We start from the raw sequence: 23,721 nt of genomic DNA, 5'->3' as shown, positions 1-23,721 counted from the left end.
CTCAGAGCCAGCCCTTGCGCTTGAACCACCAATAGGACCCTGCCGCCGAGGCCCCCATCACGGCCAGCGCCAGCGGGTAGGCCCAGGGCACATCGAGCTCGGGCATGTAGGCGAAGTTCATGCCGTAGATCGTGCCGACCAGGGTCGGCGGCAGGAAGATCACGGCGGCGACGGAGAGCACCTTGATGACCCGGTTCTGGGCGAGGTTGATCAACCCGAGCGTCGCCTCCTGCAGGTAGACGATCTCCGCCGTGAGCTGGCCCTCGTAGGCCGAGAGCGAGCGCAGGTCGCGCTCGAGCTGCTTGAGCCGCCCGGGCGCCTCGTGGGCGAGCCAGTGCTCGGCGCCCTGGCGCACGAAGGGCACGAGCCGGGTGAGCGAGAGCAGGCTCTCGCGCAGGACGGCGATCATCATGTTGCGGCGTCCGAGCCGCATCAGGATCTCCTGGAGGTCGCTCTCGGCCTCCTTGGCCTTGCGCGGGCCGCTGTCGACGAAGAGATGCGTCGAGACCGCGTTCAGGTCTGCGGCGACGTATTCGAGCACGTCCGCCGCGCGCTCGACGATGGAATCGATCAGCGCCACGAAGACGAGGTCGGTCGTCGGCCGCGCCTCGGGCTGGCGCTGCCACTTGGCCTCGAAGCTGCGGAAGGGCAGGGGATCGGCGTAGCGCACGGTGACGAGGTGGCGCGGGGTGACGACGAAGGTCACCGGCTGGCGTCGCGGGCGCCCCTCGGTCGCGCCCTCGATCACGGTCGCGGTGACGATCAGGGTCCCGTCCTCGCGATAGAGACGGGAGGATTCCTCGATCTCCGCCATCTCCTGCAGGGTCGGCACCTCGACGTCGAGCATGCTCTCGACGGCGTCCTCCTCCGCCTGCGTCGGGTCGCACAGGTCGATCCACAGGGCGTCGGGCCCGAGCGCGGCGTCCTCCAACCGCACGAGCGCGCCGTCCTTCACGCCGAAGATCCGTATCATCGCAAGCTCCCGATCCGCCGCGCGGCGGCGCCGCGCGAAGGCATAGGACGGCCTGGGATCGCGGGGAAGGGGAGGCGAGCGAGATTGCTTGTATGCAGATTGATAGCGGACAATACGAACCATTCCTTTCCGATTTGCACGAAGCCCCTTGCGTCGCCCCCTCTCGCGGAGCGCGGCCGTTCGCGCCATTCTGCTCACCGACGCAGACGACATCCCGGAGAGCGGCCATGAGCTGGCGAGACGCGGACGACCCCATTCCCGGCGACGCGCATTCCTGCAACGCGATCGAGACCGTGATCGTGCCCCGTGCGCGCGACATCGGCTCGTTCGAGGTGCGCCGGGCGCTGCCGTCGGCGAGGAAGCAGATGGTCGGGCCCTTCATCTTCTTCGACCAGATGGGCCCGGCCGAGTTCCTGCTCGGCGCCGGCATGGACGTGCGCCCGCATCCGCATATCGGGCTCGCCACCGTCACCTACCTGTTCGACGGCGAGATCATGCACCGCGACAGCCTCGGCACCGAGCTGCCGATCCGCCCCGGCGCGCTCAACCTGATGACCGCGGGGCGCGGCATCGCCCATTCCGAGCGCACCTCGGCCGACCTGCGCACGACCGGCTCGAAGCTCTTCGGCATCCAGAGCTGGGTCGCCCTCGCGGAGAGGGACGAGGAGGGCGATCCCGGCTTCGTCCACTATTCGGCCGACGATCTTCCCGTGATCGAGGGCGAGGGCAAGAGCCTGCGCCTCGTCGCCGGGGCCGCGCTCGGCGCCGCGTCTCCCGTGAAGACCTCGACCGCGACGCTCTACGCCGACGCGGCGCTCGCCGCCGGCGCCGTCTTCCCCCTCGACGCGGACTACGAGGAGCGGGCGATCTACACCGTCGCCGGCGAGGTCGAGATCGCGGGCGACCGGTTCGGGCCGGGCCGCCTTCTCGTCTTCCGCCCGGGCGACCGGATCGCCATCCGCGCCGTGTCGGACGCGCGCTTCGTGGTGCTCGGCGGCGAGCCGATGGACGGCCCGCGCTATATCTGGTGGAACTTCGTCTCCTCCCGCCGCGAGCGCATCGAGGAGGCCAAGAACGACTGGCGCGAGGGCCGCTTCGCCCCCGTGCCCGGCGAGACCGAGTTCATCCCCCTGCCGGAGCGGTGAGGAGGGCGCGCGACTCCCCTCTCCCTCGTGGCTCCTCGGTGCACGCATCTCCTTCAGTCGAGCGTCGGCGACCGCGTGCTCGTGGAGCGGACGAGCGGCGCTCGTCTTTCCTTCCTGTAGGGGAAGGTGGCGCGCCGCCGCAGGCGGCGTGACGGATGGGGCGCGGCGCGTCAGCGACGCGTTCCGCGAAGCGGAAGCCGACGGCGGCGTCCGGCTCGACCGTCCGTTTCGGCTTCGCCGAACGCGCGTGCCGCGCGCCCCATCCGTCTCGGCTTCGCCGAGCCACCTTCCCCTACAGGGAAGGAGAAAGGCTCGGCGCCCGTCGAGCAGCTCCGCGACGTCGCTCGTCCTCGGCTACCAGCGGCGCGGAACGATGTGTGAAGAGACGAGCCACGAGGGGAGAGGGGAGCGCGATGGCGCTCCACCCGTCCCAACCGCCGCCCCGCGCGTTGACGCCGCGGGCGCGCCGCCGCATCGTCGGGGCGCGCCGTCAGCGGGGATCGCGTCGGATGAGCCTCAGGGACCTGTTCTACCTCCTCGCGCTCGGCGCCCTCGTCGGCGCGATCCTGCATGTCGGGCGCGCGGTGCTGGTCCCCGTCGTCGCGGCGATCATGCTCACCTACGTCATCGTCGGCGCGGTGGACGCGCTCGGGCGCGCGCCCCTCGTCGGGCACGCGCCGGGCTGGCTGCGCTATCTCATCGTCGTGGCGGCCTTCGTCGCCGCACTCGCGCTCCTCGCGCTGCTGACCGCCGCCAACCTGCGCGGCCTCACCCAGGTCCTGCCCGCCTACGAGCAGAACCTGCGCGAGATCCTCGACCGCGTGGCCGCGCCCTTCGGCGCCACGGGCACGGCGGCCTGGGAGGGCCTGCGCGCGCTGACCATCGACCGGATCGATACCGGCCGCGCGGCGCTGTGGATCCTCAACACCCTCGCCAATGCCGGCGCCTACGTGGTGCTGATCGTCACCTACATCGTCTTCCTGCTGCCGGAGCGCACGCTGATGCCGAAGAAGCTGCGCGCCATCACCGGCGAGCGCGGCCCGAGCGGGCGTCAGCAGGCGCTCATCGCCGGAATCAACGCCCAGATCACCTCGTATCTCTTCGCCAAGACGGCGATCAACGTGGTGCTGGGGCTGATCTCCTTCGCCATCCTGATCGCGCTCGGCGTCGAGTTCGCGGTGTTCTGGTCGCTGTTCATCGCGCTCGCGAACTACGTGCCCTATATCGGCTCGCTCGCGGCGGTGGCGCTCGTCGTCCTGCAGATCCTCGCCCAGACCGGGTCGATCGAGACGACCCTGTTCGCGCTGGCGTTCCTCGTCGCCGCGCAGGTCTACGTGGGCAACTGGCTCGAGCCGCGCTGGCTCAGCCGTTCCTCGAACCTCGGGCCCTTCGTGGTGCTGCTCTCGCTCGTCGTCTGGGGCGCGCTCTGGGGCATGCCCGGCGCGATCCTCGCCGTGCCGCTGACCTCGATCCTGATGATCGTCCTCGCCGCCGCCCCGCAGACGCGCCCCATCGCGATCCTGATGTCCCGCGACGGGCGGATCTCCTGAGGCTCAGTCCCGCAGCGAGAGCTCGCTGAGCACCGTCGCCGCCTGCATGAAGCGCCACGGGTCGACGGCGCGACCGTCGAGCCTCGTCTCGTAGTGAAGATGCGGGCCTGTGGAGCGCCCGGTCGAGCCGGCGCGACCGAGCATGGTGCCGGCGGCGACCTCGTCGCCTTCCGAGACCGCGATCGCGGAGAGATGCGCGAAGCGGGTCGTCAACCCGTTGCCGTGGTCGATCTCGACGAGCTTGCCGTAGCCGCCGGCGCGCCCCGCGGAGATCACCCGGCCGGCGGCGGTGGCGTAGACCGGCTCGCCGGTGCGGGCGCGGAAGTCGATGCCGGAGTGGAAGGCCGGGCGCCGGGTGAAGGGATCGGAGCGCACGCCGAAACGCGAGGTGATGGCGACGTCGCCGTCGACCGGGCGCTCGAAGGGGATGGTGATGGTCACCCGGCGCAGCCGGTCGCGCAGGAGCAGGCTCTCCTGCAGGTTCGCGACGCGCGCCTCGAAGCCGCCGGCCTCGGCGTCGATCCCGATCGGGATGAACGGGCCGCCGATGCCTTCCGCCTGGAGCACCTCCTCGGCCGGGGGCTCGAGCGCCAGCGGATCGAGCCCCGCGGTCTCGATGGCCGCGCGCATGACGCCCGCCTCGGCCTCGACCTGGAGCCGGATCCGCTCCAGGGCGCGGATCTGGCCGTCCTCAACCCCGGCGAGCGAACGCTCCGCCGCATCGAGGCCGGTCGCGACCGGCGCCTGCGGATCGAGGCGGTCGGCGCGGGTCTCGGCCCGGATCTCGGCGGGGGCGGGCGCGTCGCCGCGCAGGCGCAGCTGGAACGGGCTCGGCGCCGGCCGCGGCTTGTCGTCGCCGAACAGGTCCTGCGGCCGCTGCGGGGGAGGGGAGACCGGCGCGAAGGCGGACGCCGACGCGGGGGCCGCGGCCGCGGGCTCGCCGAGACCGGTCGCAACCGCCGGTATCGCGCCCGTCGCGGCCACCGGGGCGATGCGTCGGGCGAGATCGGCGAGGACGGCCTGGCGGGTTTCGACCTCGGCCTGGCGGCTGACGAGGGCGGCGACGCGCTGCTCCAGCGTGTCCTGGTCGATCAGCTTCTGGCTCGCGACGCGGTCGAGGCGCGCGCGCAGCGCGCCGACATGGTCCTCGTAGCGCGCCTCCGCCTGCGCCTGACGGCGGAGCATCTCCGCCATCAGGTCCTCCTTCGAGACGATGTACCAGGTCGCTCCCGCGGCCCAGGCGCTGATCAGCGTCACCACGAGACCGATCGCCGCCGCCGCGAGCGGGCTCACCGCGAACAGGGTGCGCGGCGGCGCCGCCGACCGTGGCGCGAGATCCCGCTCGCGCGTCTGGGAGGTCGAAAGGCGGCCTCGTCCGTCGTGCATGCGTCGCATCCCCTTACGGAAAGTACGACGCCATTCAACGCCTGTTAGGGTTAAGATCGCGTAGACGCCGGCGCGATCAAAGCGCCTTCACCGCCTCGAGCACCTCCTCGGCGTGGCCCGGCACCTTCACCTTCGGCCAGACCTTGGCGACGTTCCCGTCCTCGTCGACGAGCACGGTCGTGCGCTCCACGCCCATGTACTTCTTGCCGTACATGCTCTTCTCGACCCACACGCCGTAGGCCTCGAGCATGCCCTTCTCCTCGTCGGAGAGGAGGTCGAAGCCGAGCTCGTACTTGGCCTTGAACTTGTCGTGGCTCTTCACCGGGTCTGGCGAGACGCCGACGATCACGGCGCCCTCGGCCTCGAAGGCGTCGCGCATCCCGTTGAAGGCCTGCGCCTCCTTGGTGCAGCCTGAGGTGTCGTCCTTGGGGTAGAAGTAGAGGACGACCGTCTTGCCCTTCAGGTCCGAGAGGGAGACGGAGCGGCCGCCATCGGCCGGGAGCGTGAACGACGGGGCGGGTTCGCCGATGACGAGCGCCATGTGCCTTCCTTTCGTCGGTTTTCCGGTATGTTCGTCGCGTGGAATCGCACGCCGTGTACGGCGGGCATTGAAGCCGGGATCACTCGAAGAGGCCAGAGCCGCGCGCGCCCGTCCGGGAACGGGGGAATGCGCGCCGGCGGGACGGATGGACGTGTGGACGACGAGGTGACCCATCTGCGCGCCAGCGCTCTCCGGGGAGGGCGCTTCGGGCCGAGCGCGGGCCTGCGGGCCCGCGGCGGTCGGCGAGGCGTGGCGCGCCGGGTCCTCGTCGCCAAGGCCTGGATCGCCGCGGCGCTCCTCGTGGCCGCGAGCCTGCTGTACATTCGGCTCGATCACGCGCCCATCGCCGTCGCGGGGCTGTCGGAGGAGGTCGTCACCGCCCTCGAATCGCGGCTGGGTCCGGGCTGGCGCGTGCGCCTCGCCGAATCGGAGCTGACCCTGCACGAGGGGGCGATCGCGCTCGCCGTCGACGGGTTCGATCTCTCCGACGCCTCGGGCGCGCGCGTCGCGCACGCGCCGCGCGCGGTCGTCGCGGTCGGTGCGCTGTCCCTCGCGCGCGGCGCGCCTTCGCCGAAGTCCATCGCGCTCCAGGGCGTCGAGCTGCGCGCACGGATCGCCGAGGACGGGACGCTCTCGCTGCTTCCCGCGCAGCCGGCGGACGCCGCGCCGGGCGCATCAGCCATGGTCGAGCCCGGTCCGCCGATCGATCTCGCCGATCCCGTCGGCCTCGCGGCAGGCCTTCTCGCCGCAGCGCTCGACGGCTCGACGCCCCTCGGCGCGCTCGCGCAGGCGCGGCTCGAGGACGCACGCCTGACTCTCGTCGATGCGCGTGGGCGCGAACGCGTCGCCTTTTCCGACGTCGACGCCCGCATCTGGCGGGACGGCCGCGCGCGGCGATTCACGGCCCAGGTTCGCGGCCCCGGCGGCGTCTGGTCGATGGCGGGCGCGGTCTCGCGTGATCGCCAGGGCGGGCAGACGGCCGAGGTCATGGTGGACCGCCTGCCCGTCCACGACGTCGCGCTGCTGTCGGGCCTGTCCGGCGCCTTCGGCTCCGACGATCTCGCGCTGACCGGCACGGCCGAGATCGCCATCGGGGCCGACGGCGCGCTGCGCGCCTTCTCGGCCGGCCTCGCCAGCAATGCCGGCTGGCTGCTGACGCGCGACCCGTACATGCCGCTCGTTCCCGTGGAGCGCCTCGCCGTCGAGACCTCGTGGGACGCCGAGCAGCGGCTCCTCGCCGTGCATCGGCTGGAGCTCGCCGGCGGGCGCACCCGCGTCGCGCTCGCGGGCGCGCTGCGGCCGGAGGGGGAGGGCGGCCGCTGGCGCCTCGCTCTCGACGGACGCGACGCCGTGGTGCGTGGCCCGACGGCGGAGGAGCCCGTGGTGCCGCTGTCGCGCGTCTCGGTCCGTGCGCGCGGCGGGCCGCAGGGCGTGATCGTCGAGGAGGTCGCCCTCGACGGCCCCGGGGTCGATCTCGCCATGATGCTCTCCTTCGGCGGCGTCGAGGATCGCGGCGGCCTCCGCGTCGCCCTCGACGCGGCCGATATGCCCGTGCGAACGGCGCTCGCCCTGTGGCCGGATTTCGTCGCGCCCGTTCCGCGCCTCTTCCTGCGCGATGCGGTCGGCCGCGGCGTCGTGCGCGAGCTCGAGGTCGCGGTCGTGCTGACGGGCGAGGACATCGCGGGGCTCTTCCGCAAGGAAGACCTGCCGGAGGAGGCGATCGCCGTCGGCTTCGCCATCGACGAGGCCCGGCTCGCCCTCGGCGACGCGCTGCCGCCCCTTCGCGACGTCTCGGTGAGCGGCTTCGTGTCGGGTCGGGACGCGCGGGTCGACGCCTCGCGCGCGCATCTGCTGCTGCCCGACGGCCGTCGGCTCGACGCCGCCGGCGGGCGGTTCCGGCTGGAGGAGTTCTGGGATCGCGACGCGCAGGCCGAGATCGCGTTCTCCGCCTCCAGCGGGCTCGACGACCTCGCCGCCTTCCTGAGCCTGCCCGCGCTCGCGGGTGCGGCGGATATCGTGCTCGATCCGGACGACGTCTCGGGAGAGGTCGCTCTCGACGTGTCCTTCGCCTTTCCCGTGAGCCGGCCGGTGGAGATCGCCGCCTTGCCGATCGCGGCCGAGGGCGTGCTGGAGGAGGTGTCGGCTCCGGTCTTCGAAGGCGCCGAGCGGCTGGAGCAGGGCTCCCTCGCCCTCGCCTTCGCCGCCGACGGCACCCTGACGCTCGAGGGGGAGGGGCTCCTCGCCGGCGAGCCGGTGGAGGTCGCGCTGACCCAGCCGCGCGGCGGGCCGACGCGCGCGCGGCTCTCGGGAACGCTGGAGGCGAGCAGGCTCGCCGCGCGCGGGCTCGTGCCGGAGGGGCGTCTCGCCGGGCCGCTCGGGCTCACCGTCGACGCGACTCTCGGGCCGGACGAGGCCGTCGAGGCCGCGATCGAGGCCGATCTCGGGCAGGCGCGGGTCTCGGGCCTCCTGCCCGGCTGGAGCAAGGAGCCCGGCGCGCCCGGCCGGTTCGCCGTGCGGGTCGAGACGGGGAACGACGGTCTCGTCTTCGACGGCCTCGCGCTCGAATCCGGCTCCGTCGCCATCGCCGGCGCCGGGCGGCTGAGCGCGGAGGGCGCGCTCCAGGAGATCGCGCTGTCGCGGCTGCGCCTCTCGCCGGGCGACGACGCCTCCGCGCGGGCCGTCCGCCAGGCCGACGGCGCGCTCGCCGTCGCCATCGAGGGCAACGTCCTCGACCTGCGCCCCGTGCTCTCGGCTCTGCGCGAACGCGGCGCCGGGGACGGTGCGGCGGACGACGTCGATCTGGAGGCGCGGGTCGACATCCTGGGCGGCTTCGGCGGCGAGGTGCTCACCGGGGTGACCGCGCGCGCCTCGCTCCGCGGCGGGGCCGTCCGCTCCGCCCGCCTGGAAGGCCGCTTCCCGAACGCGCCGGTGATCGTGACGGTCGCGCCGGGCGGCGCCGGTCCGCGCCTCACCGCCGAGAGCGCGGACGCGGGGGCGACGCTGCGCTTCCTGGACGTGTACGACAAGATGGTCCGAGGGCGACTCTATCTCGACGTGGGCCTGTCCGAGGCGCGCGGGCCGGGAACGCTCATCGTCTGGGAATTCCTGATCCGGGACGAGCCTGCTCTCAGGCGGCTCGTCAATCGCGAGAACCCGGCCGGCGGCGCGCCGGCGGCGCGCTTCGGGCTCAGCGGCCCGGACAACGTCAACGAGGCGCTGTTCACCAAGGCGCAGGTCGATTTCATCCGCGACGGCTCGGTGGTCACCCTCGCCGACGCGCGGATCTGGGGCCCGCAGGTCGGCTTCACGGCGGACGGCTGGATCGATCTCGAGCGCCGTACGCTCGACGTCGCCGGCGCGTTCGTGCCCGCCTACGGGCTCAACAACGCCTTCGCGCAGGTGCCCGTCGTCGGCATGATCCTCGGCGGAAACCAGTACGAGGGGCTGTTCGCCGTCAATTTCCGGCTGGAGGGCGAGATGGCGAGCCCGGCCTTGAGCGTGAACCCGCTCTCGGCCATCGCCCCCGGCGTCCTGCGCCGGCTGTTCGGCGCCGGCGCGCCGACGCGCCGCCCCGCCGATCTCGGCGAAGCGCCGGTCGCCCCGCCGCTGGACATCGGCCCGCCGCAGCGCTGAGCCGCCGGGCGGCCCCGGCGGCGGCGCGCGCTCAGACGGGCTTGAGGAGCACGTGCCGCTTGCGGCCGAAGGAGAGCTTGACCACTCCGTCGCGCAGGTCCGCGGACGTCAGCTTCGCCGTCGGATCGACCACCGGCTCGTCGTTGACCCGCAGCCCGCCGCCCTTCACCTGCCGCCGGCCCTCGCCCATGGAGGAGACGAGGCCGGCATGCTCCGGCCCGAAGGCGACGAGCACGCCGAGCCCGTCGGCGAGCGCCGCCGCCGGGATCTCGACCGTCGGCAGGGTCTGGGCGAGGGCGCCTTCCTCGAAGGTGCGCCGCGCGGTCTCGGCGGCCTCCTCGGCGGCGGCGCGGCCGTGGAGCAGCGCGGTCGCCTCCGTGGCGAGCACCTTCTTCGCCTCGTTGATCTCCGCGCCCTCGAGCGCCGCGAGGCGGGCGATCTCGTCGAGCGGCAGCGTGGTGAACAGCTTGAGGAAGCGCGCGACGTCGGCGTCCTCGGTGTTGCGCCAGAACTGCCAGTAATCGTAGGGCGAGAGCATCGCTTCGTCGAGCCACACGGCGCCGGAGGCGGTCTTGCCCATCTTGACGCCCGAGGCCGTCGTCATCAGCGGGCAGGTCAGCGCGTAGAGCTGGTGCGTGCCCATGCGCCGGCCGAGATCGATGCCGTTGACGATGTTGCCCCACTGGTCGGAGCCGCCCATCTGCAGGTTGACGCCGTAGCGCCGGGCCAGCTCCGTGTAGTCGTAGGCCTGCAGGAGCATGTAGTTGAACTCGAGGAAGGAGAGCTCGTGCTCGCGCTCCAGGCGCAGCTTGACCGAATCGAAGGACAGCATCCGGTTCACCGAGAAATGCCGCCCGACGTCGCGCAGGAAGGCGATGTAGTTCAGCTCGAGCAGCCAATCGGCGTTGTCGACCATGAGCGCGTCGCGCTCGCCCTCGCCGAAGGTGAGGAACTTCGCGAAGACGCGCTTGATGCCGGCCTTGTTGGCCTCGATCTGCTCGTCGGTCAGGAGCTTGCGGCTCTCGTCGCGGCCGGACGGATCGCCCACGCGCGTGGTTCCGCCGCCCATCAGCACGATCGGCTTGCCGCCGGTCTGCTGGAGCCAGTGGAGCATCATGATCGAGACGAGGCTGCCCACGTGCAGCGACGGCGCCGTGCAATCGTAGCCCACATAGGCCCGCACCGCGCGCTCCATCGCCTTCTCGTCGAGCCCCGCATAGTCGGAGCACTGATGGATGTAGCCGCGGGCCTGAAGCGTCGCGAGGAAGTCGGACTTCAGGGGGACGGGGGCGGGCGCGCTCATGGCGGTCTCTTTCTCTTCGCCTCGTTCGATGGCGTCCCGGCCCATCCGGGACGCCGTGGGCTTTAGCAGGGGATCGCGCGGAATTCACGCGCGAAACGAGAAGGGCCGCCCGCAGGCGGCCCCGATCGCGGCGGGCGGGGGCGTGAGCGCCGGGCTCAGGTCTCGGCTTCGCGGGGGCCCTCGATCGCCGCCGCGGCGGCCTCGGCTTCCGCCGTCTCGTCGGGCGCGGCCGGCGCGGGCTGCTGGGCCGCCTCCTCTGTCTTGGGGCCGACGCGCTTGTCGAGATAGACGCCGACCGCCTCCATCAGCTCGTCGATCTTGCCGTCGAAGAAGTGGTTGGCGCCCTCGATCACCGCGTGCTCGATCTGGATGCCCTTCTGTGTCTTCACCTTCTCGATGACGGCCATGACCTCCTTCACCGGCGCGACGCGGTCCTCCGAGCCGTGCACGAACAGGCCGGAGGACGGGCAGGGGGCAAGGAAGGAGAAGTCGTAGCGGTTCGCCATCGCGCCGATGGAGATGAAGCCCTCGATCTCCGGGCGGCGCATCAGGAGCTGCATGCCGATCCAGGCGCCGAAGGACACGCCCGCGATCCAGCAGGAGCGCGCGTCCGGGTTCACCGACTGCGCCCAGTCGAGCGCCGCCGCGGCGTCGGAGAGCTCCCCCGCTCCGTGGTCGAAGGCGCCCTGCGAGCGGCCCACGCCGCGGAAATTGAAGCGCAGGACCGAGAAGCCGCGCTGCACGAAATCGTAGTAGAGGTTGTAGACGATCTGATTGTTCATCGTCCCGCCGAATTGCGGGTGGGGATGCAGCACGATCGCGATCGGCGCGCCCTTCTTCTTGGAGGGCTGATAACGGCCCTCGAGCCGGCCGGCGGGGCCGGCGAAAATCACCTCAGGCATGCGTCGTCCTCTCGACCCGGGTCACACGTCCGCGACCGCCGGACGAAGAGCGCATCCACGCGACGGCCCGGCCTGCGGCGACGCTGGAAAACGCGTCACCGAGCCTTGACTTGTCCCGGGATGCCTCCCTAAATCACGCTTAGAATAATTCTAACCGCTTAGAACCGTTCTAAGGTGCGTCTCGCCGGCGGTCCGGTCGGACCGCTTCATGTGGTGCCGAGGCTGTAGCACGGCAAGCGGGGTGAAGAGCAAGGCTTTCGTCGGCGATACGCCGATGGGCGGGATTCGGGGCGAGAGGACGGACACGACGCGACTATGGATACGGCCGAGCGCGCCTATCTGGACTACAACGCGACCGCACCCCTGCGGGAGGAGGCGGCGCGCGCGCTCGTCCATGCTCTCGAGCGCGTCGGCAACGCCTCCTCCGTCCACGCCGAGGGCCGGGCGGCGCGCGCGGCGCTCGAGGCGGCCCGGGCCGAGGTCGCGGCGCTCGTCGAGGCCGATCCCGCCGCGGTGATCTTCACGAGCGGCGGCTCGGAGGCCAACGCGCTGGCGCTCGCGCCGGGCTTCGCCCGTCCCGGCGAGGCGGGGGCGGAGGTCCTGCTCGTCGGCGCCGGCGAGCACCCCTGCGTCCTCGACGGGCACCGTTTCCCCGCGGACGCCGTGGAGCGCATCCCGCTCGATGCGCACGGCGTGGCGGATCTCGCCTGGCTCGAGGCGCGGCTCTCGGCGCTGACCGGACGTCGGGCGCTGGTCTCGCTGCAGCTCGCCAACAACGAGACCGGCGTCGTCCAGCCGGTCGCCGAGGCGGCGCGGATCGCGCATGCGCACGGCGCGTCGATCCACACCGACGCGGTCCAGGCGCCGGGGAAGATTCCGGTCTCGATCCGGGCGCTCGGCGTCGATGCGATGACGCTGTCGGCCCACAAGATCGGCGGCCCGCAGGGTGCGGGCGCGCTGGTTCTCGCCTCGGAGGGCTACGGGCTCGACCGGCTCGTCCGGGGCGGCGGGCAGGAGCGCGGCTTTCGCGCGGGGACGGAGAACGTCCCGGCGATCGTCGGTTTCGGCGCGGCCGCGCGCCTCGTGCGCGAGCACCTCGACGGGGAGCGCGAGCGGCTCGCGCGGCTCGGCGCGGCCTTCGCGGCCGCGGTCCGGGAGAAGGCTCCGGAGGCCGTCGTCTTCGGGGACGGCGCCCCGCGGCTGCCGAACACGATTCTCTTCGCCGTCCCCGGCCTCAGGGCCGAGACGGCGCTGATCGCCTTCGATCTCGGCGGCGTCGCGCTCTCCTCGGGCTCGGCCTGCTCGTCGGGGAAGGTGAAGCGTTCGCACGTGCTCGACGCGATGGGCGTCGACCCGTCGCTCGCCGAGGGCGCGCTGCGCCTCTCGTGCGGCTACGCGACGCGCGATGCGGAAGTGATCCGTTTCGCGTCCGTTCTCGAAAACATCGAGGCGAGGCGCGTGCGCCGCTCCCGGGCGGCGTGAGTGAGTTGGGTAGAGAGGAAAACCGTTCCGCGGTCCTTGAAACCGTGAGAGGAGGTTGACATGCCGGCAGTTCAGGAGACGATCGATCGCGTCAAGGCCATCGATGTCGATCAGTACAAGTATGGCTTCGAGACGGTTCTCGAGGTCGACAAGGCGCCCAAGGGCCTGTCCGAGGACATCATCCGCTTCATCTCGGCGAAGAAGGACGAGCCGTCCTGGATGCTCGACTGGCGGCTCGACGCCTACAAGCGCTGGCAGACGATGAAGGAGCCCAACTGGGCCCGCGTCTCCTACGACGTGATCGACTACAACGACATCTACTACTACGCCGCGCCGAAGCTGAACGCCGCGCCGAAGTCGCTCGACGAGGTCGATCCCGAGATCCTCAAGACCTACGAGAAGCTCGGCATCCCGCTGCGCGAGCAGGAGATCCTCGCCGGCGTCGAGCCCACCAACCGCGTGGCGGTGGACGCCGTGTTCGACTCGGTCTCGGTGGCGACGACCTTCAAGAAGGAGCTCGCCGAGGCGGGCGTGATCTTCTGCTCGATCTCGGAAGCGATCCGCGAGCATCCGGACCTGGTGAAGAAGTACCTCGGCACGGTCGTGCCCGTGACGGACAACTTCTTCGCCACGCTGAATGCGGCCGTGTTCACGGACGGGACGTTCGTCTACGTACCCAAGGGCGTGCGCTGCCCGATGGAGCTGTCGACCTACTTCCGCATCAACGAGAAGAATACCGGCCAGTTCGAGCGCACGCTGATCATCGCCGACGAGGGCTCCTACGTCAGCTACCTCGAGGGCTGCACCGCGCCCCAGCGCGACGAGAACCAGCTCCACGCCGCCGTGGTCGAGCTGATCGCGCTCGACGACGCCGAGATCAAGTACTCGACGGTGCAGAACTGGTACCCAGGCGACGCCGAGGGCCGGGGCGGCATCTACAACTTCGTGACGAAGCGCGGCGATTGCCGGGGCAAGAACTCGGTCATCACCTGGACCCAGGTCGAGACCGGCTCGGCCATCACCTGGAAGTACCCGTCCTGCATCCTGCGCGGCGACGGCTCGCGCGGCGAGTTCTACTCGATCGCGGTGTCGAACGGCATGCAGCAGGTCGATTCCGGCACGAAGATGATCCATCTGGGCAAGAACACGACCAGCCGGATCATCTCCAAGGGCATCTCGGCCGGCCGCTCGGAGAACACCTATCGCGGCCTCGTCTCGGCCCACCGCAAGGCGTCGGGCGCGCGCAACTTCACGAATTGCGATTCGCTGCTGATCGGCGACCAGTGCGGCGCGCACACGGTGCCCTACATCGAGTCGAAGAACGCCTCCGCGGTCTTCGAGCACGAGGCGACGACCTCCAAGATCTCCGAGGACCAGCTGTTCTACTGCATGCAGCGCGGACTCGACGAGGAGGAGGCCACCGCGCTCATCGTCAACGGCTTCGTCAAGGACGTCATTCAGAAGCTGCCGATGGAGTTCGCGGTCGAGGCGCAGAAGCTGATCGCGATCTCGCTCGAGGGCTCGGTGGGCTGATCGCCTGATCGATTCCGCCGATCCGTGACAGCGTGAGCGCGCGAGGCCTTCGGGCCACGCGCGCCCCTGCCGGACGGCTCATCACGACATATGAACGAACGGACGTAACTCCATGCTCGAAATCAAGAACCTCACCGCCGAGATCGAGGGCAAGCGCATCCTCGACGGGCTGAACCTGACCATCAACGACGGCGAGGTCGCGGCCATCATGGGCCCGAACGGGTCCGGCAAGTCGACCTTGTCCTACATCATCGCCGGCAAGGAGGACTACGAGATCCTCGACGGCGAGATCCTGCTCGACGGCGAGAACATCCTCGAGATGGAGCCCGCCGAGCGCGCCGCCGCCGGCGTGTTCCTGGCCTTCCAGTATCCGCTCGAGATTCCCGGCGTCGCCACGATGACCTTCCTCAAGGCCGCGCTCAACGCCCAGCGCCGCGCCCGCGAGGAGACCGAGCTGACGACGCCCGAGTTCATGAAGGCCGTCCAGGAGGCCGCGGCCAAGCTCGAGATCCCCCGCGACATGCTCAAGCGCGCCCTCAACGTCGGCTTCTCCGGCGGCGAGAAGAAGCGCATGGAGATCCTTCAGATGGCGCTGCTCGAGCCGCGCATGTGCATCCTCGACGAGACCGATTCCGGCCTCGACATCGACGCGCTGCGCATCGTCTCCGAGGGCGTGAACAGCCTGCGTGCGGCGAACCGCTCGTTCCTGGTGATCACCCACTACCAGCGGCTCCTCAACTACATCGTGCCGGACACGGTGCACGTGATGGCCAACGGCAAGATCATGCGCTCGGGCGGCAAGGACCTCGCCGAGGAGCTCGAGGCCAGCGGCTACGCCGACTACAAGGCCCAGGAGGCCGCGTGATGGCGGACGTCGCGATGATGAAGACTCCCGCGGAGACGGCGCTCGCCGATCTCTTCGCGCGTTCGAAGAGCCTCCTTCCCGGGGACGCGCGCTCGCGCGAGGACGCCTTCCACCGCCTCGCGGAGAAGGGCCTCCCGCACCGCCGGGTCGAGGAGTGGAAGTACACCGACCTGCGGGCGCTGATGCGCGAGATCGCGCCGCTGGCGCAGAAGCCGTCCGAGGCCGAGGTCGCGCAGGCGCTCTCGGTCGAGAGCGTCTTCGCGGCGGCGAAGCCGGCGACGCTGGCCTTCGTAGACGGCCATCTCGCGAAGGCCGACGCGATGCCGGACGGCGTCGCGGCCGTGCCGCTGGCGCAGGCGCTGGCCGAGGGCCATCCGCTGCTCGCGAAGCTCGGCGCCGTTGCGGACGCCGAGGGCAACGCGGCCTACGCGCTCAACGCCGCCTTCATGACGGACGGCGTCGTGCTGCACGTCACGAAGCCGGTCGCCGATCGCGTGGCTCTGCGCTTCGTCACGACGGGCGCGGAGGCGGTCGCGACCGCGACGCGCGTGCTGGTCGTCGTCGAGGAGGATGCTTCGTTCCACCTGCTGGAGACGCACGAATCGCCGAACGGCGTCGCCCACCAGCCGAACGGCGTCGTCGAGTTCGTGGTCGGCGACCGGGGGAGGGTCGCGCACGTGCGCCTCAACGCCAACGGCGACAAGACGCTGGCGCTCTCCACGGTCACCGCGCATCTCGGCGCGGAGGTCGAGTTCGGCACCCGCAACGTCGTCGCCGCCTCGGCCGTGTCGCGCCACCAGGTCTGGATGACCTTCGCCGGCGCCGATGCGAAGGGCTCCGTGCGCGGCGCGACCATGCTCTCGGGCGATCAGCACGCCGACACCACGCTCGTGGTCAACCACAAGGCGACGGGCTGCGAGAGCCGCGAGCTGTTCAAGCACGCCATCGACGGGCGCGGCACGGGCGTGTTCCAGGGCCGCATCAATGTCGCCCCGGGCGCGCAGAAGACCGACGGGCAGATGATGTCCGCCGCCGTCCTCCTCTCGGAGGAGGGCACGATGAACAACAAGCCGGAGCTCGAGATCTTCGCCGACGACGTCCAGTGCGCCCACGGCGCCACCTGCGGCGAGCTCGACGACGACCTCCTGTTCTACCTCATGGCCCGCGGCCTGCCGCGGCCGGAGGCGGAGGCGCTGCTCATCGAGAGCTTCCTCGGCGAAGCCGTCGAGGAGGGCCTCGATGACGAGATCGTCGGCGAGGCGCTGATGGGCGTGATCGAGGCCTGGCTGAAGGCCCGGGGCTGAACGCCCCGGACCTAACACCCTCACCCCAGCCCCTCTCCCGTCCGGGAGAGGGGTCTCGGAGGCGACCATGGACACGAAGACGACCGCTCTTCCCTACGACGTCGAGGCCGTGCGCCGCGACTTCCCGATCCTGTCGCAGCAGGTCTACGGCAAGCCGCTCGTCTACCTCGACAGCGCCGCCTCGGCCCAGAAGCCGAAGGCGGTGATCGACGCCATGTCGACCGCGATGGAGACGGGCTACGCCAACGTCCATCGCGGCCTGCACTACATGGCCAACGTCGCCACCGAGGGCTTCGAGGCCGCGCGCGAGACCGTGCGCGACTTCCTCGGCGCCGGCTCCGTCGACGAGATCGTCTTCACCCGCAACGCCACCGAGGCCTACAACATCGTCGCCGACTGCTTCGGCCGGATGGGCGGCGAGCACGGGATCGGGGAGGGCGACGAGATCGTGCTCTCGATCATGGAGCACCATTCCAACATCGTGCCCTGGCACTTCCTGCGCGAGCGCAAGGGCGCGGTGATCAAGTGGGTCCCGGTCTCGGACGAGGGCGAGTTCCTGTTCGAGGAATACGAGAAGCTGCTCGGCCCGCGCACGAAGATGGTCGCCATCACCCAGATGTCGAACGCGCTCGGCACGGTGACGCCCATGAAGGCGATCATCGAGGCGGCGCACGCCCGCGGCATCCCGGTGCTGGTCGACGGCGCCCAGTCGGCCGTGCACATGCCCATCGACGTCCAGGCCCTCGACGCCGACTTCTTCGTCATGACCGGCCACAAGCTCTACGGCCCGACCGGCATCGGCGTCCTCTACGGCAAGAAGGACTGGCTGGAGCGCATGCCGCCCTTCGAGGGCGGCGGCGAGATGATCGATCTCGTGACCACGGAGACGGTCACCTACAATCATCCGCCGCATCGTTTCGAGGCCGGCACGCCGGCGATCCTCGAGGCGATCGGCCTCGACGCGGCCCTGCGCTACATGATGGCGCTGGGTCGCGAGGGCATCGCCGCGCACGAGGCCGATCTGCGCGACTACGCGCAGGGGCGGCTCGGCGAGATGAACTCCATCCGCCTGATCGGCCAGGCGAAGGAGAAGGGCGCGATCTTCTCCTTCGAGATGAAGGGGGCGCACGCCCACGACGTGGCTACCGTCATCGATCGGCAGGGCGTCGCCGTGCGCGCCGGCACCCATTGCGCCATGCCGCTCTTGCAGCGGTTCGGCGTCACCTCCACATGCCGTGCGTCCTTCGGGCTCTACAATACCCGCGAGGAAGTCGATAAGCTGGTGGACGCGCTGCGCAAGGCGGAGACGCTGTTCGCCTGACGCGACGAGGATCATTCCCCGATGAGCGAGAGCACCGTGACCGATACGCCCACCCCCAACGAGCCTCAGGTCGCCACCTCCGGCGAGGCGGGCGGCTCCGGCCTGCCGCCGGAGGAGATCGATCGCCTCACCGACGATATCGTCGCGGCGCTCAAGACCGTCTACGATCCGGAGATCCCGGCCGACATCTACGAGCTCGGCCTGATCTACCGCGTCGAGATCTCCGACGAGCGCAAGGTCTCGATCGACATGACGCTGACCTCGCCCGGCTGCCCCGTCGCCGGCGAGATGCCGGGCTGGGTCGAGAACGCCGTCGCCGCCGTGCAGGGCGTACAGGAGGTCGACGTCCAGATCGTCTTCGACCCGCCCTGGGACCAGAGCCGCATGTCCGACGAGGCCCGCGTCGCGCTCGACATGTGGTGAGCCGGTTTTCGCGCACTGGGTGTATCTCTCGGCGTGATGCGACTCGGGTTGCGTTCGCGTTCGTTCTCGTGCATGCTCTCCCCGGATACGATGGAGGGGCTGCAGATGACGACGCGCACGCCGGATGGCGGCTTCGGGGAGAGCCCGCAGTCCCGCTTCGACGTGAATGACTTCGATCTCGCGGACCCGGACCTGCTGGAGGCGCTGGATTGCGTCGCGCAGGAGCCCGGCGCCTCCGGGGGGCACCCGCCGGACTCGATCGAGGGCCGGCGCGCCCAGCTGGCATACATGAATGCCCGCATCGAGGAGGGGCTGCGCGACATCGAGGCGGGCAGGGTCGTTCGCGGGGCGGAGGCCGAGGCGATCTTGCAAGCGCTCTCGGAGGGGCGGGCGCCGCCGATGCCTGCTTGGCTGGAGGACGCGCCGGAGCGCTGAGCCGCGCCGATGCGTCTGGGTTCTCTCGCTTTCGCGCGCGAGGCGATCGCCGATATCGGCCGCGCGGTCCTTTGGCTGTCGCAGCCGGGTGCTGGGCGCGGTTCTGCCGCGCGTCTCGACGCTCTGCTCCGCGCCATGCATGACATCGCCCGCGCGCCGTATCGCTGGCCGCCGCATGCCACCCTGCCGGGAATGCGTCGGCGTTCGGTTCGCGGTGGATACATCATCGTCTATCGGGTGCTGGAGAGGGCGAGTGACGAGCTCGGAGAGGAAACCGAGGTCGAGATCGTGCGCGTGCTGGCGCCCGGTCAGCAGACGTGAACTGTCACTCGAAGCGAAGGGCCCGGTATGCCCCTCGGCATTTCCCCGCCCCTCGACCTCGGCGCTCCGAGTGATTATCTTCACCTCGAACCCTCGCGAAGCCCGGACCTTGAACCCGGGCGGGAGAGAGCGCGCATGTTCGGAAACTTCAAGGTGGTCTCGCTGACCGATGCGGCGGCGGACCGGATCAGGACGATCGTCGCCAACGCCGACAAGCCCGACGGCGGCTTGCGCGTGGGCGTGAAGAACGGCGGTTGCGCCGGCATGTCCTATACGATGGAGACGGCCGACAGCCCGCAGCCGGGCGACGAGGTCGTCGAGGACAAGGGCGCGAAGGTCTTCGTCGATCCGAAGGCGGTGCTGTTCCTGCTCGGCACGGAGATGGACTTCAAGGTCGACAAGCTCTCGGCCCAGTTCGTCTTCAACAATCCCAACCAGACCTCGGCCTGCGGCTGCGGCGAGTCGGTGGCCCTGTCCCCGGCGAAGCTCGACGGCGCCGAGGCGCGTTGACCCGCGGAGGCGCGGCATGGACGACGCGGCGATCCAGGAGCTGTTCGCCGCCGCGCCGGAGCTCGCGCCCATCCGCACGAAGCGCATGTTCGGCGGTCTCGGGGTCTATTCCGGCGACCTGATGGTCGGCCTCGTCGCCTATGGCGAACTCTACCTCAAAGTGGACGAGACGACGAAGCCCGCCTTCGAGGCCGCCGGCGCGCGGCCTTTCGTCTACGAGAGCAAGGGCAAGCGTTCGGTGATGAGCTACTGGACGCTCCCCGACCCTGCGCAGGACGATCCGGACCAGGCCGCCCGCTGGGGGCGTCTGGCCCTTCAGGCGGCGCGACGCACGGCGGCCGCAAAGCCCCCGTCTCGGCGTCGCCGCGCCTCTTGAGACGAGCGTGAGGGATCAAGCGACGGCGGCGGCCTCGCCCTCGTCCGCTTCCTCGAAGGCCGAATCGGTGTCGACCACGGTGCGATTGCGGCCGGCGCGTTTGGCGGCGAACATGCACTGATCCGCCCGCTCCAGCAGCGAGACCGCCGTATCGCCCTTGCGCATGCCGGCGCAGCCCACCGAGATGGTGACCTTTCCGAGCGATTCGCCGGTCGAGCGCTTGACCAGCTCGCGGCTCATCACGCTCGTGCGCACGCGCTCGGCGATGGTGCGGGCGGTGTCGACGGTCGTATCGGGCAGGATGATGCCGAACTCCTCGCCGCCGAAGCGCGCGAGGGTCGCCTTCGTCTTCACCTGCTCGCGCATGGTCATGCCGACGAGGCGCAGCACCTGGTCGCCGGTGAGGTGACCGTAGGTGTCGTTGAAGCGCTTGAAATGGTCGATGTCGATGACGACGAGGGCCAGCGGGCTGCGCTCGACGATCGCCTGATCGATCGTCTTCACCAGCATTTCCTCGAAATGCTTGCGGTTGGCGATGCCGGTGAGCGGATCGGTGAGCGATTCGATCCGCACCGCCTCCAGCGTCTCGCGCAGCACCTCGATCTCGCCGCGGGTCTCGCGCAGGCGCGCCTCGAGCGTCTTGTTGTTGGAGGCGACGTCCTTCGTGGCGGTGACGAGAGCGGCGACCAGCTCGCGGATTCGGCGCTTGTCGATGGTGATGGCCAGGTCGTTCGAGAACGCTTCGAGCGATTCGCCGTACTTGGCGGTGGAGCCGAGCGCCATCTCGAGCATCTCCATCACCTCGTCGATCTCGGCGATGACGGTGGCGCCGGTCTTTTCGGCTTCCTGCGCGAATTTCTGCGGAGAGAGATGCTCGGAATGAAGCGATTCGACATCCTCGTCGCGCACCGAGCCCCGGTCCGCGGCAATCCGCTTGATCGCCTCGTTGATGACCGGTTTCGCGCCGGTGACGTAGGTGTACCACACCTCGTACGCGCGAGGACTCGCGGACGAGCCGTAGGTCTTCATCAGCTCGAGCGCGCGTTGCCCGACCTGAAAGCTGCGCTCGAGATCCTCGCCCTTCGCCGTCATCAGCACCCATCCCGCGATAGCGCACAACCCGAGGATGGGCCGTGACCGTCTCTCGGATAGGGAGAGTGCACGCAAAGACCGAAAACTCGGTTAATAACGCCGAGCACGGATGCTATTTTTTGGTTTTGATCACGGCCGGGCGCAACAGGAAGGCAGGAATGTGGTCGCCGAAGCTCGGCGTCTCGAAGCTGTCGTCCCGCTCCCGATCCCGCTCGCGGCGACGTCCCTCGCCCTTGCCGGCGCCGCGTGGCGCCGCCGGCTCTCGGCGCGGCGTCTCGCGCCCTTCGGGGCGCTCCTCGCGGCGGCGCGACGTCGTTTCGGCGCGCTCCGGTTGCGGCTCCGCCGGACGTCCACCGGTCCGACGGCCACGGCCGCGCGCCGGCCGCTCCGGCTCGAACCCCGCCTCTCGCACCGTCTGGCCCTGCCAGGGGACATCGACGCCGATCAGCTTCTCGATCGCCGACAGGGACTTCTCGTCTCCCGGCGCGACCAGCGTGAAGGCGGCGCCGGAACGCCCCGCGCGGCCGGTGCGGCCGATTCGGTGGACGTAGTCCTCCGCATGGTGGGGGACGTCGTAGTTGAACACGTGCGACACGGCGGGGATGTCGAGACCGCGCGCGGCGACGTCGGAGGCGACCAGGATCTTCGATTCGCCCGTTCGGAAGGCGTCGAGAGCGATCATGCGCGCGCGCTGGTCCATATCGCCGTGGAGCGCGACGGCATTGAACTTGTGGCGCAGCAGCGAGCGATGCAGCACCGCCACGTCGCGCTTCCTGTTGCAGAAGATGATCGCGTTCTGGAGGTCGACCGCCTCGCGGATCAGCTCGCGCAGCGTTTCGCGCTTGGCGGCGGGCTCATGGCCCGTGGCGACGAGGCGCTGAGTGATCGTCTGCGCGGCGGAAGCCGGGCGCGCGACCTCGACCTTCACCGGGTTGGACAGGAACTTGTCCGACAAGCGCTGGATCTCCGGCGGCATCGTGGCGGAGAAGAACAGCGTCTGGCGCGTGAAGGGGGTGAGCTTCACGATCCGCTCGATGTCGGGAATGAAGCCCATGTCGAGCATGCGGTCGGCTTCGTCGATGACGAGAAGCTCGACGCCGGTGAGCAGCAGCTTGCCGCGCTCGAAATGGTCGAGAAGACGCCCGGGCGTCGCGATCAGCACGTCGACGCCGCGGGTGATCTTCATGTCCTGATCGGCGAAGGAGACGCCGCCGATGAGCAGCGCGACCGAGAGCTTGTGGTTGACCCCGTACTTGACGAAGTTCTCCTCGACCTGGGCGGCGAGCTCCCGCGTCGGCTCGAGGATCAGCGTGCGCGGCATGCGCGCACGAGCGCGCCCCGTCTCCAGCAGGGTCAGCATCGGCAGCGTGAACGCCGCCGTCTTGCCGGTCCCGGTCTGGGCGATGCCGAGGACGTCGCGCCGTGACAGCACGTGCGGGATCGCTTGCGCCTGGATGGGCGTCGGCTGCGTGTAGCCCGAGGCCGTGACGGCCTGCAGGACCTTGTCGCTCAGTCCGAGTTCGTCGAAGGACATGTAGGTTGAGAACTCTCGCGGCCCGGCCGCTGCTTGACGCGCTCGCCCCGCACGGCGACGAAGGGCGGGCATGAGGGCTCTCGCCCCGCCGGCGGGGCTGCCGTGCGAGGGGACCATAGGTGTTGAAGCACCCTTGTCAATCGTCAGGGGGCCTCGAAAGCCGTCGCTTCGGCCACTTTCGTCGCGAAATGCGCATCCGATACCCGGATGCGGCCGTGGACACCGGCGCGCCGGGCGTCGACAGGCGCGTCTCCGCCGGCGACCTCAGCGCGCGTCCTCGCCGCACGGGTCGAGCCGCCCTCCGCGCAGGGCGTCCCCGAGCGAGCCGGTGACGAGCGGCTCGGGCTGGCTCTGCGCCGCGATCCGGGCGAGACCGTCGCGATCGAAGCCGTTCGACAGCCAGTCGGCTGCCACGTAGCTCAAGGCGCCGACCACGATCGCGGCCTTGAGCGTGGACAGGATGATCGAGGGACGGCCGGAGCCGAGCATGAGCGCCTCCCGTGTGCCCGGACCCATGGGCCGAGGAACGGCGCGATCTTCACCGGACGTGGTTAAGCTTTGCTTTCCGAAGAACGCGAATCTTTCAGCGGTCCGGGCCCGCGAGGGCGCCGGCGCCGACATGCGCCTCGATCAGGCGCGCGAAGCTCCCGGGGGCGGCGAGCGTGGCGGCGTCGGCGACGATCACGGGCGCACTCGTCTCCTCCCGGTTCGCGCGCAGGCGCTCGGCGAGGCGCTCGAACCGCGCGCGCTCCGCTGCGTCGGCGCCGCGCGGCACCTGCAGCACGATCGCCTTCGGCGTCGGTATCACGGCGAGGACCTCGTCGGTCGCCTCGAGGGAGGCGGTGACGGAGGCGTAGCCGAGCTCCGCGAGCTCGGCGGAGAGAGCCGCGTCGGTCTCGCGGGCGCCGTCGTCGACGATCAGGATGCGTTGCAGCGGGGTCATCGCAGGCCGGATTCAGCGGCTCTGGTTCAGAGCCGCCTCATCAACGCACATTTTCGCGCGCCGTTCCATAGGGAAATCGCTGTCCGAGCGCTCCAATTGTGCGCCGCAAGGTGCCGCCTCGCCAGGCAGCCGCCGCGTGCTCCGGCGCG

Annotated in this window: 22 protein-coding genes; 13 read left to right on the top strand and 9 right to left on the bottom strand. The window is 70.4% G+C overall.

Annotation, left to right across the window (positions count from 1 at the left end):
• Window position 1: 1 nt before the first annotated feature.
• On the bottom strand, window positions 2–973 hold the full coding sequence (locus ABL310_RS11995; RefSeq protein ID WP_349371904.1) for a magnesium transporter CorA family protein: 972 nt from the start codon (window positions 971–973) through the stop codon (window positions 2–4).
• Between the two features lie 227 nt (window positions 974–1,200).
• Here ABL310_RS11995 and ABL310_RS11990 point away from each other — a divergent pair, with 227 nt between their 5' ends.
• On the top strand, window positions 1,201–2,118 hold the full coding sequence (locus ABL310_RS11990) for a pirin family protein (RefSeq protein WP_349371903.1): 918 nt from the start codon (window positions 1,201–1,203) through the stop codon (window positions 2,116–2,118).
• A gap of 509 nt (window positions 2,119–2,627) precedes the next feature.
• On the top strand, window positions 2,628–3,668 hold the full coding sequence (locus ABL310_RS11985) for an AI-2E family transporter (RefSeq protein ID WP_349371902.1): 1,041 nt from the start codon (window positions 2,628–2,630) through the stop codon (window positions 3,666–3,668).
• 3 nt (window positions 3,669–3,671) lie between these two features.
• Here the strand turns inward: ABL310_RS11985 and ABL310_RS11980 are convergent, their stop codons facing one another.
• On the bottom strand, window positions 3,672–5,054 hold the full coding sequence (locus ABL310_RS11980; RefSeq protein WP_349371901.1) for a M23 family metallopeptidase: 1,383 nt from the start codon (window positions 5,052–5,054) through the stop codon (window positions 3,672–3,674).
• Window positions 5,055–5,130: 76 nt separating this feature from the next.
• Window positions 5,131–5,595 carry a thioredoxin-dependent thiol peroxidase gene (bcp, locus tag ABL310_RS11975; protein WP_349371900.1) on the bottom strand — a complete coding sequence of 155 codons (465 nt, stop codon included), beginning with the start codon at window positions 5,593–5,595 and terminating at the stop codon, window positions 5,131–5,133.
• A gap of 249 nt (window positions 5,596–5,844) precedes the next feature.
• Between bcp and ABL310_RS11970 the strand changes: the two genes are divergently transcribed.
• On the top strand, window positions 5,845–9,228 hold the full coding sequence (locus ABL310_RS11970; RefSeq protein WP_349371899.1) for an AsmA-like C-terminal domain-containing protein: 3,384 nt from the start codon (window positions 5,845–5,847) through the stop codon (window positions 9,226–9,228).
• 31 nt (window positions 9,229–9,259) lie between these two features.
• Here the strand turns inward: ABL310_RS11970 and tyrS are convergent, their stop codons facing one another.
• Window positions 9,260–10,531, bottom strand: a complete 1,272-nt coding sequence (gene tyrS, locus ABL310_RS11965; RefSeq protein WP_349371898.1) for a tyrosine--tRNA ligase — start codon at window positions 10,529–10,531, stop codon at window positions 9,260–9,262.
• Window positions 10,532–10,686: 155 nt separating this feature from the next.
• Entirely contained in the window at window positions 10,687–11,433 is a 747-nt protein-coding gene (locus ABL310_RS11960) for an alpha/beta hydrolase (protein WP_349371897.1), read from the bottom strand.
• 315 nt (window positions 11,434–11,748) lie between these two features.
• Between ABL310_RS11960 and ABL310_RS11955 the strand changes: the two genes are divergently transcribed.
• The 10 genes from ABL310_RS11955 (at window position 11,749) to ABL310_RS11910 (ending at window position 20,003) form a co-directional block, all read left to right on the top strand.
• Complete coding sequence (locus ABL310_RS11955; RefSeq protein WP_349371896.1) at window positions 11,749–12,915, top strand: cysteine desulfurase family protein; 1,167 nt, start codon at window positions 11,749–11,751, stop codon at window positions 12,913–12,915.
• A 60-nt stretch (window positions 12,916–12,975) separates the two neighbouring features.
• Window positions 12,976–14,448, top strand: coding sequence for a Fe-S cluster assembly protein SufB (gene sufB / locus ABL310_RS11950; RefSeq protein WP_349371895.1), 1,473 nt, complete (start codon window positions 12,976–12,978; stop codon window positions 14,446–14,448).
• 112 nt (window positions 14,449–14,560) lie between these two features.
• Window positions 14,561–15,313 carry a Fe-S cluster assembly ATPase SufC gene (gene sufC, locus ABL310_RS11945; RefSeq protein ID WP_349371894.1) on the top strand — a complete coding sequence of 251 codons (753 nt, stop codon included), beginning with the start codon at window positions 14,561–14,563 and terminating at the stop codon, window positions 15,311–15,313.
• Window positions 15,313–16,617, top strand: coding sequence for a Fe-S cluster assembly protein SufD (gene sufD, locus ABL310_RS11940; RefSeq protein ID WP_349371893.1), 1,305 nt, complete (start codon window positions 15,313–15,315; stop codon window positions 16,615–16,617). Before sufC ends, sufD begins: the two co-directional genes overlap by 1 nt.
• A 67-nt stretch (window positions 16,618–16,684) precedes the next feature.
• Complete coding sequence (locus ABL310_RS11935; protein ID WP_349371892.1) at window positions 16,685–17,938, top strand: cysteine desulfurase; 1,254 nt, start codon at window positions 16,685–16,687, stop codon at window positions 17,936–17,938.
• A gap of 21 nt (window positions 17,939–17,959) precedes the next feature.
• On the top strand, window positions 17,960–18,361 hold the full coding sequence (locus ABL310_RS11930; RefSeq protein WP_349371891.1) for an SUF system Fe-S cluster assembly protein: 402 nt from the start codon (window positions 17,960–17,962) through the stop codon (window positions 18,359–18,361).
• Window positions 18,362–18,466: 105 nt separating this feature from the next.
• The gene (locus ABL310_RS11925) at window positions 18,467–18,796 is read left to right on the top strand and encodes a hypothetical protein (RefSeq protein ID WP_349371890.1); all 330 of its coding nucleotides are present in this window, start codon (window positions 18,467–18,469) and stop codon (window positions 18,794–18,796) included.
• A gap of 9 nt (window positions 18,797–18,805) precedes the next feature.
• Window positions 18,806–19,117 (top strand): type II toxin-antitoxin system RelE/ParE family toxin, encoded by a 312-nt coding sequence (locus tag ABL310_RS11920; protein ID WP_349371889.1) that lies wholly within the window; start codon window positions 18,806–18,808, stop codon window positions 19,115–19,117.
• Between the two features lie 135 nt (window positions 19,118–19,252).
• Window positions 19,253–19,627, top strand: a complete 375-nt coding sequence (gene sufA, locus ABL310_RS11915) for a Fe-S cluster assembly scaffold SufA (RefSeq protein ID WP_349371888.1) — start codon at window positions 19,253–19,255, stop codon at window positions 19,625–19,627.
• 16 nt (window positions 19,628–19,643) lie between these two features.
• Window positions 19,644–20,003, top strand: coding sequence for a TfoX/Sxy family protein (locus ABL310_RS11910; protein WP_349371887.1), 360 nt, complete (start codon window positions 19,644–19,646; stop codon window positions 20,001–20,003).
• A 15-nt stretch (window positions 20,004–20,018) separates the two neighbouring features.
• Here ABL310_RS11910 and ABL310_RS11905 read toward each other — a convergent pair whose 3' ends face one another.
• The 4 genes from ABL310_RS11905 to ABL310_RS11890 all read right to left on the bottom strand — a co-directional run bounded on the left by ABL310_RS11905 (window position 20,019) and on the right by ABL310_RS11890 (window position 23,572).
• Complete coding sequence (locus ABL310_RS11905) at window positions 20,019–21,095, bottom strand: GGDEF domain-containing protein (RefSeq protein WP_349371886.1); 1,077 nt, start codon at window positions 21,093–21,095, stop codon at window positions 20,019–20,021.
• Between the two features lie 112 nt (window positions 21,096–21,207).
• A complete protein-coding gene (locus tag ABL310_RS11900; protein WP_349371885.1) occupies window positions 21,208–22,629 on the bottom strand; it encodes a DEAD/DEAH box helicase in 1,422 nt (473 codons plus the stop codon).
• 264 nt (window positions 22,630–22,893) lie between these two features.
• On the bottom strand, window positions 22,894–23,118 hold the full coding sequence (locus ABL310_RS11895) for a hypothetical protein (RefSeq protein ID WP_349371884.1): 225 nt from the start codon (window positions 23,116–23,118) through the stop codon (window positions 22,894–22,896).
• Window positions 23,119–23,212: 94 nt separating this feature from the next.
• Complete coding sequence (locus tag ABL310_RS11890; protein ID WP_349371883.1) at window positions 23,213–23,572, bottom strand: hypothetical protein; 360 nt, start codon at window positions 23,570–23,572, stop codon at window positions 23,213–23,215.
• Window positions 23,573–23,721 lie beyond the last annotated feature (149 nt).

It is taken from the genome of Salinarimonas sp. (assembly GCF_040111675.1).
Classification (GTDB): Bacteria; Pseudomonadota; Alphaproteobacteria; order Rhizobiales; family Beijerinckiaceae; genus Salinarimonas.
Note: the sequence above shows the minus strand (reverse complement) of the source record. Positions and strands in the feature narration are given on the sequence as shown.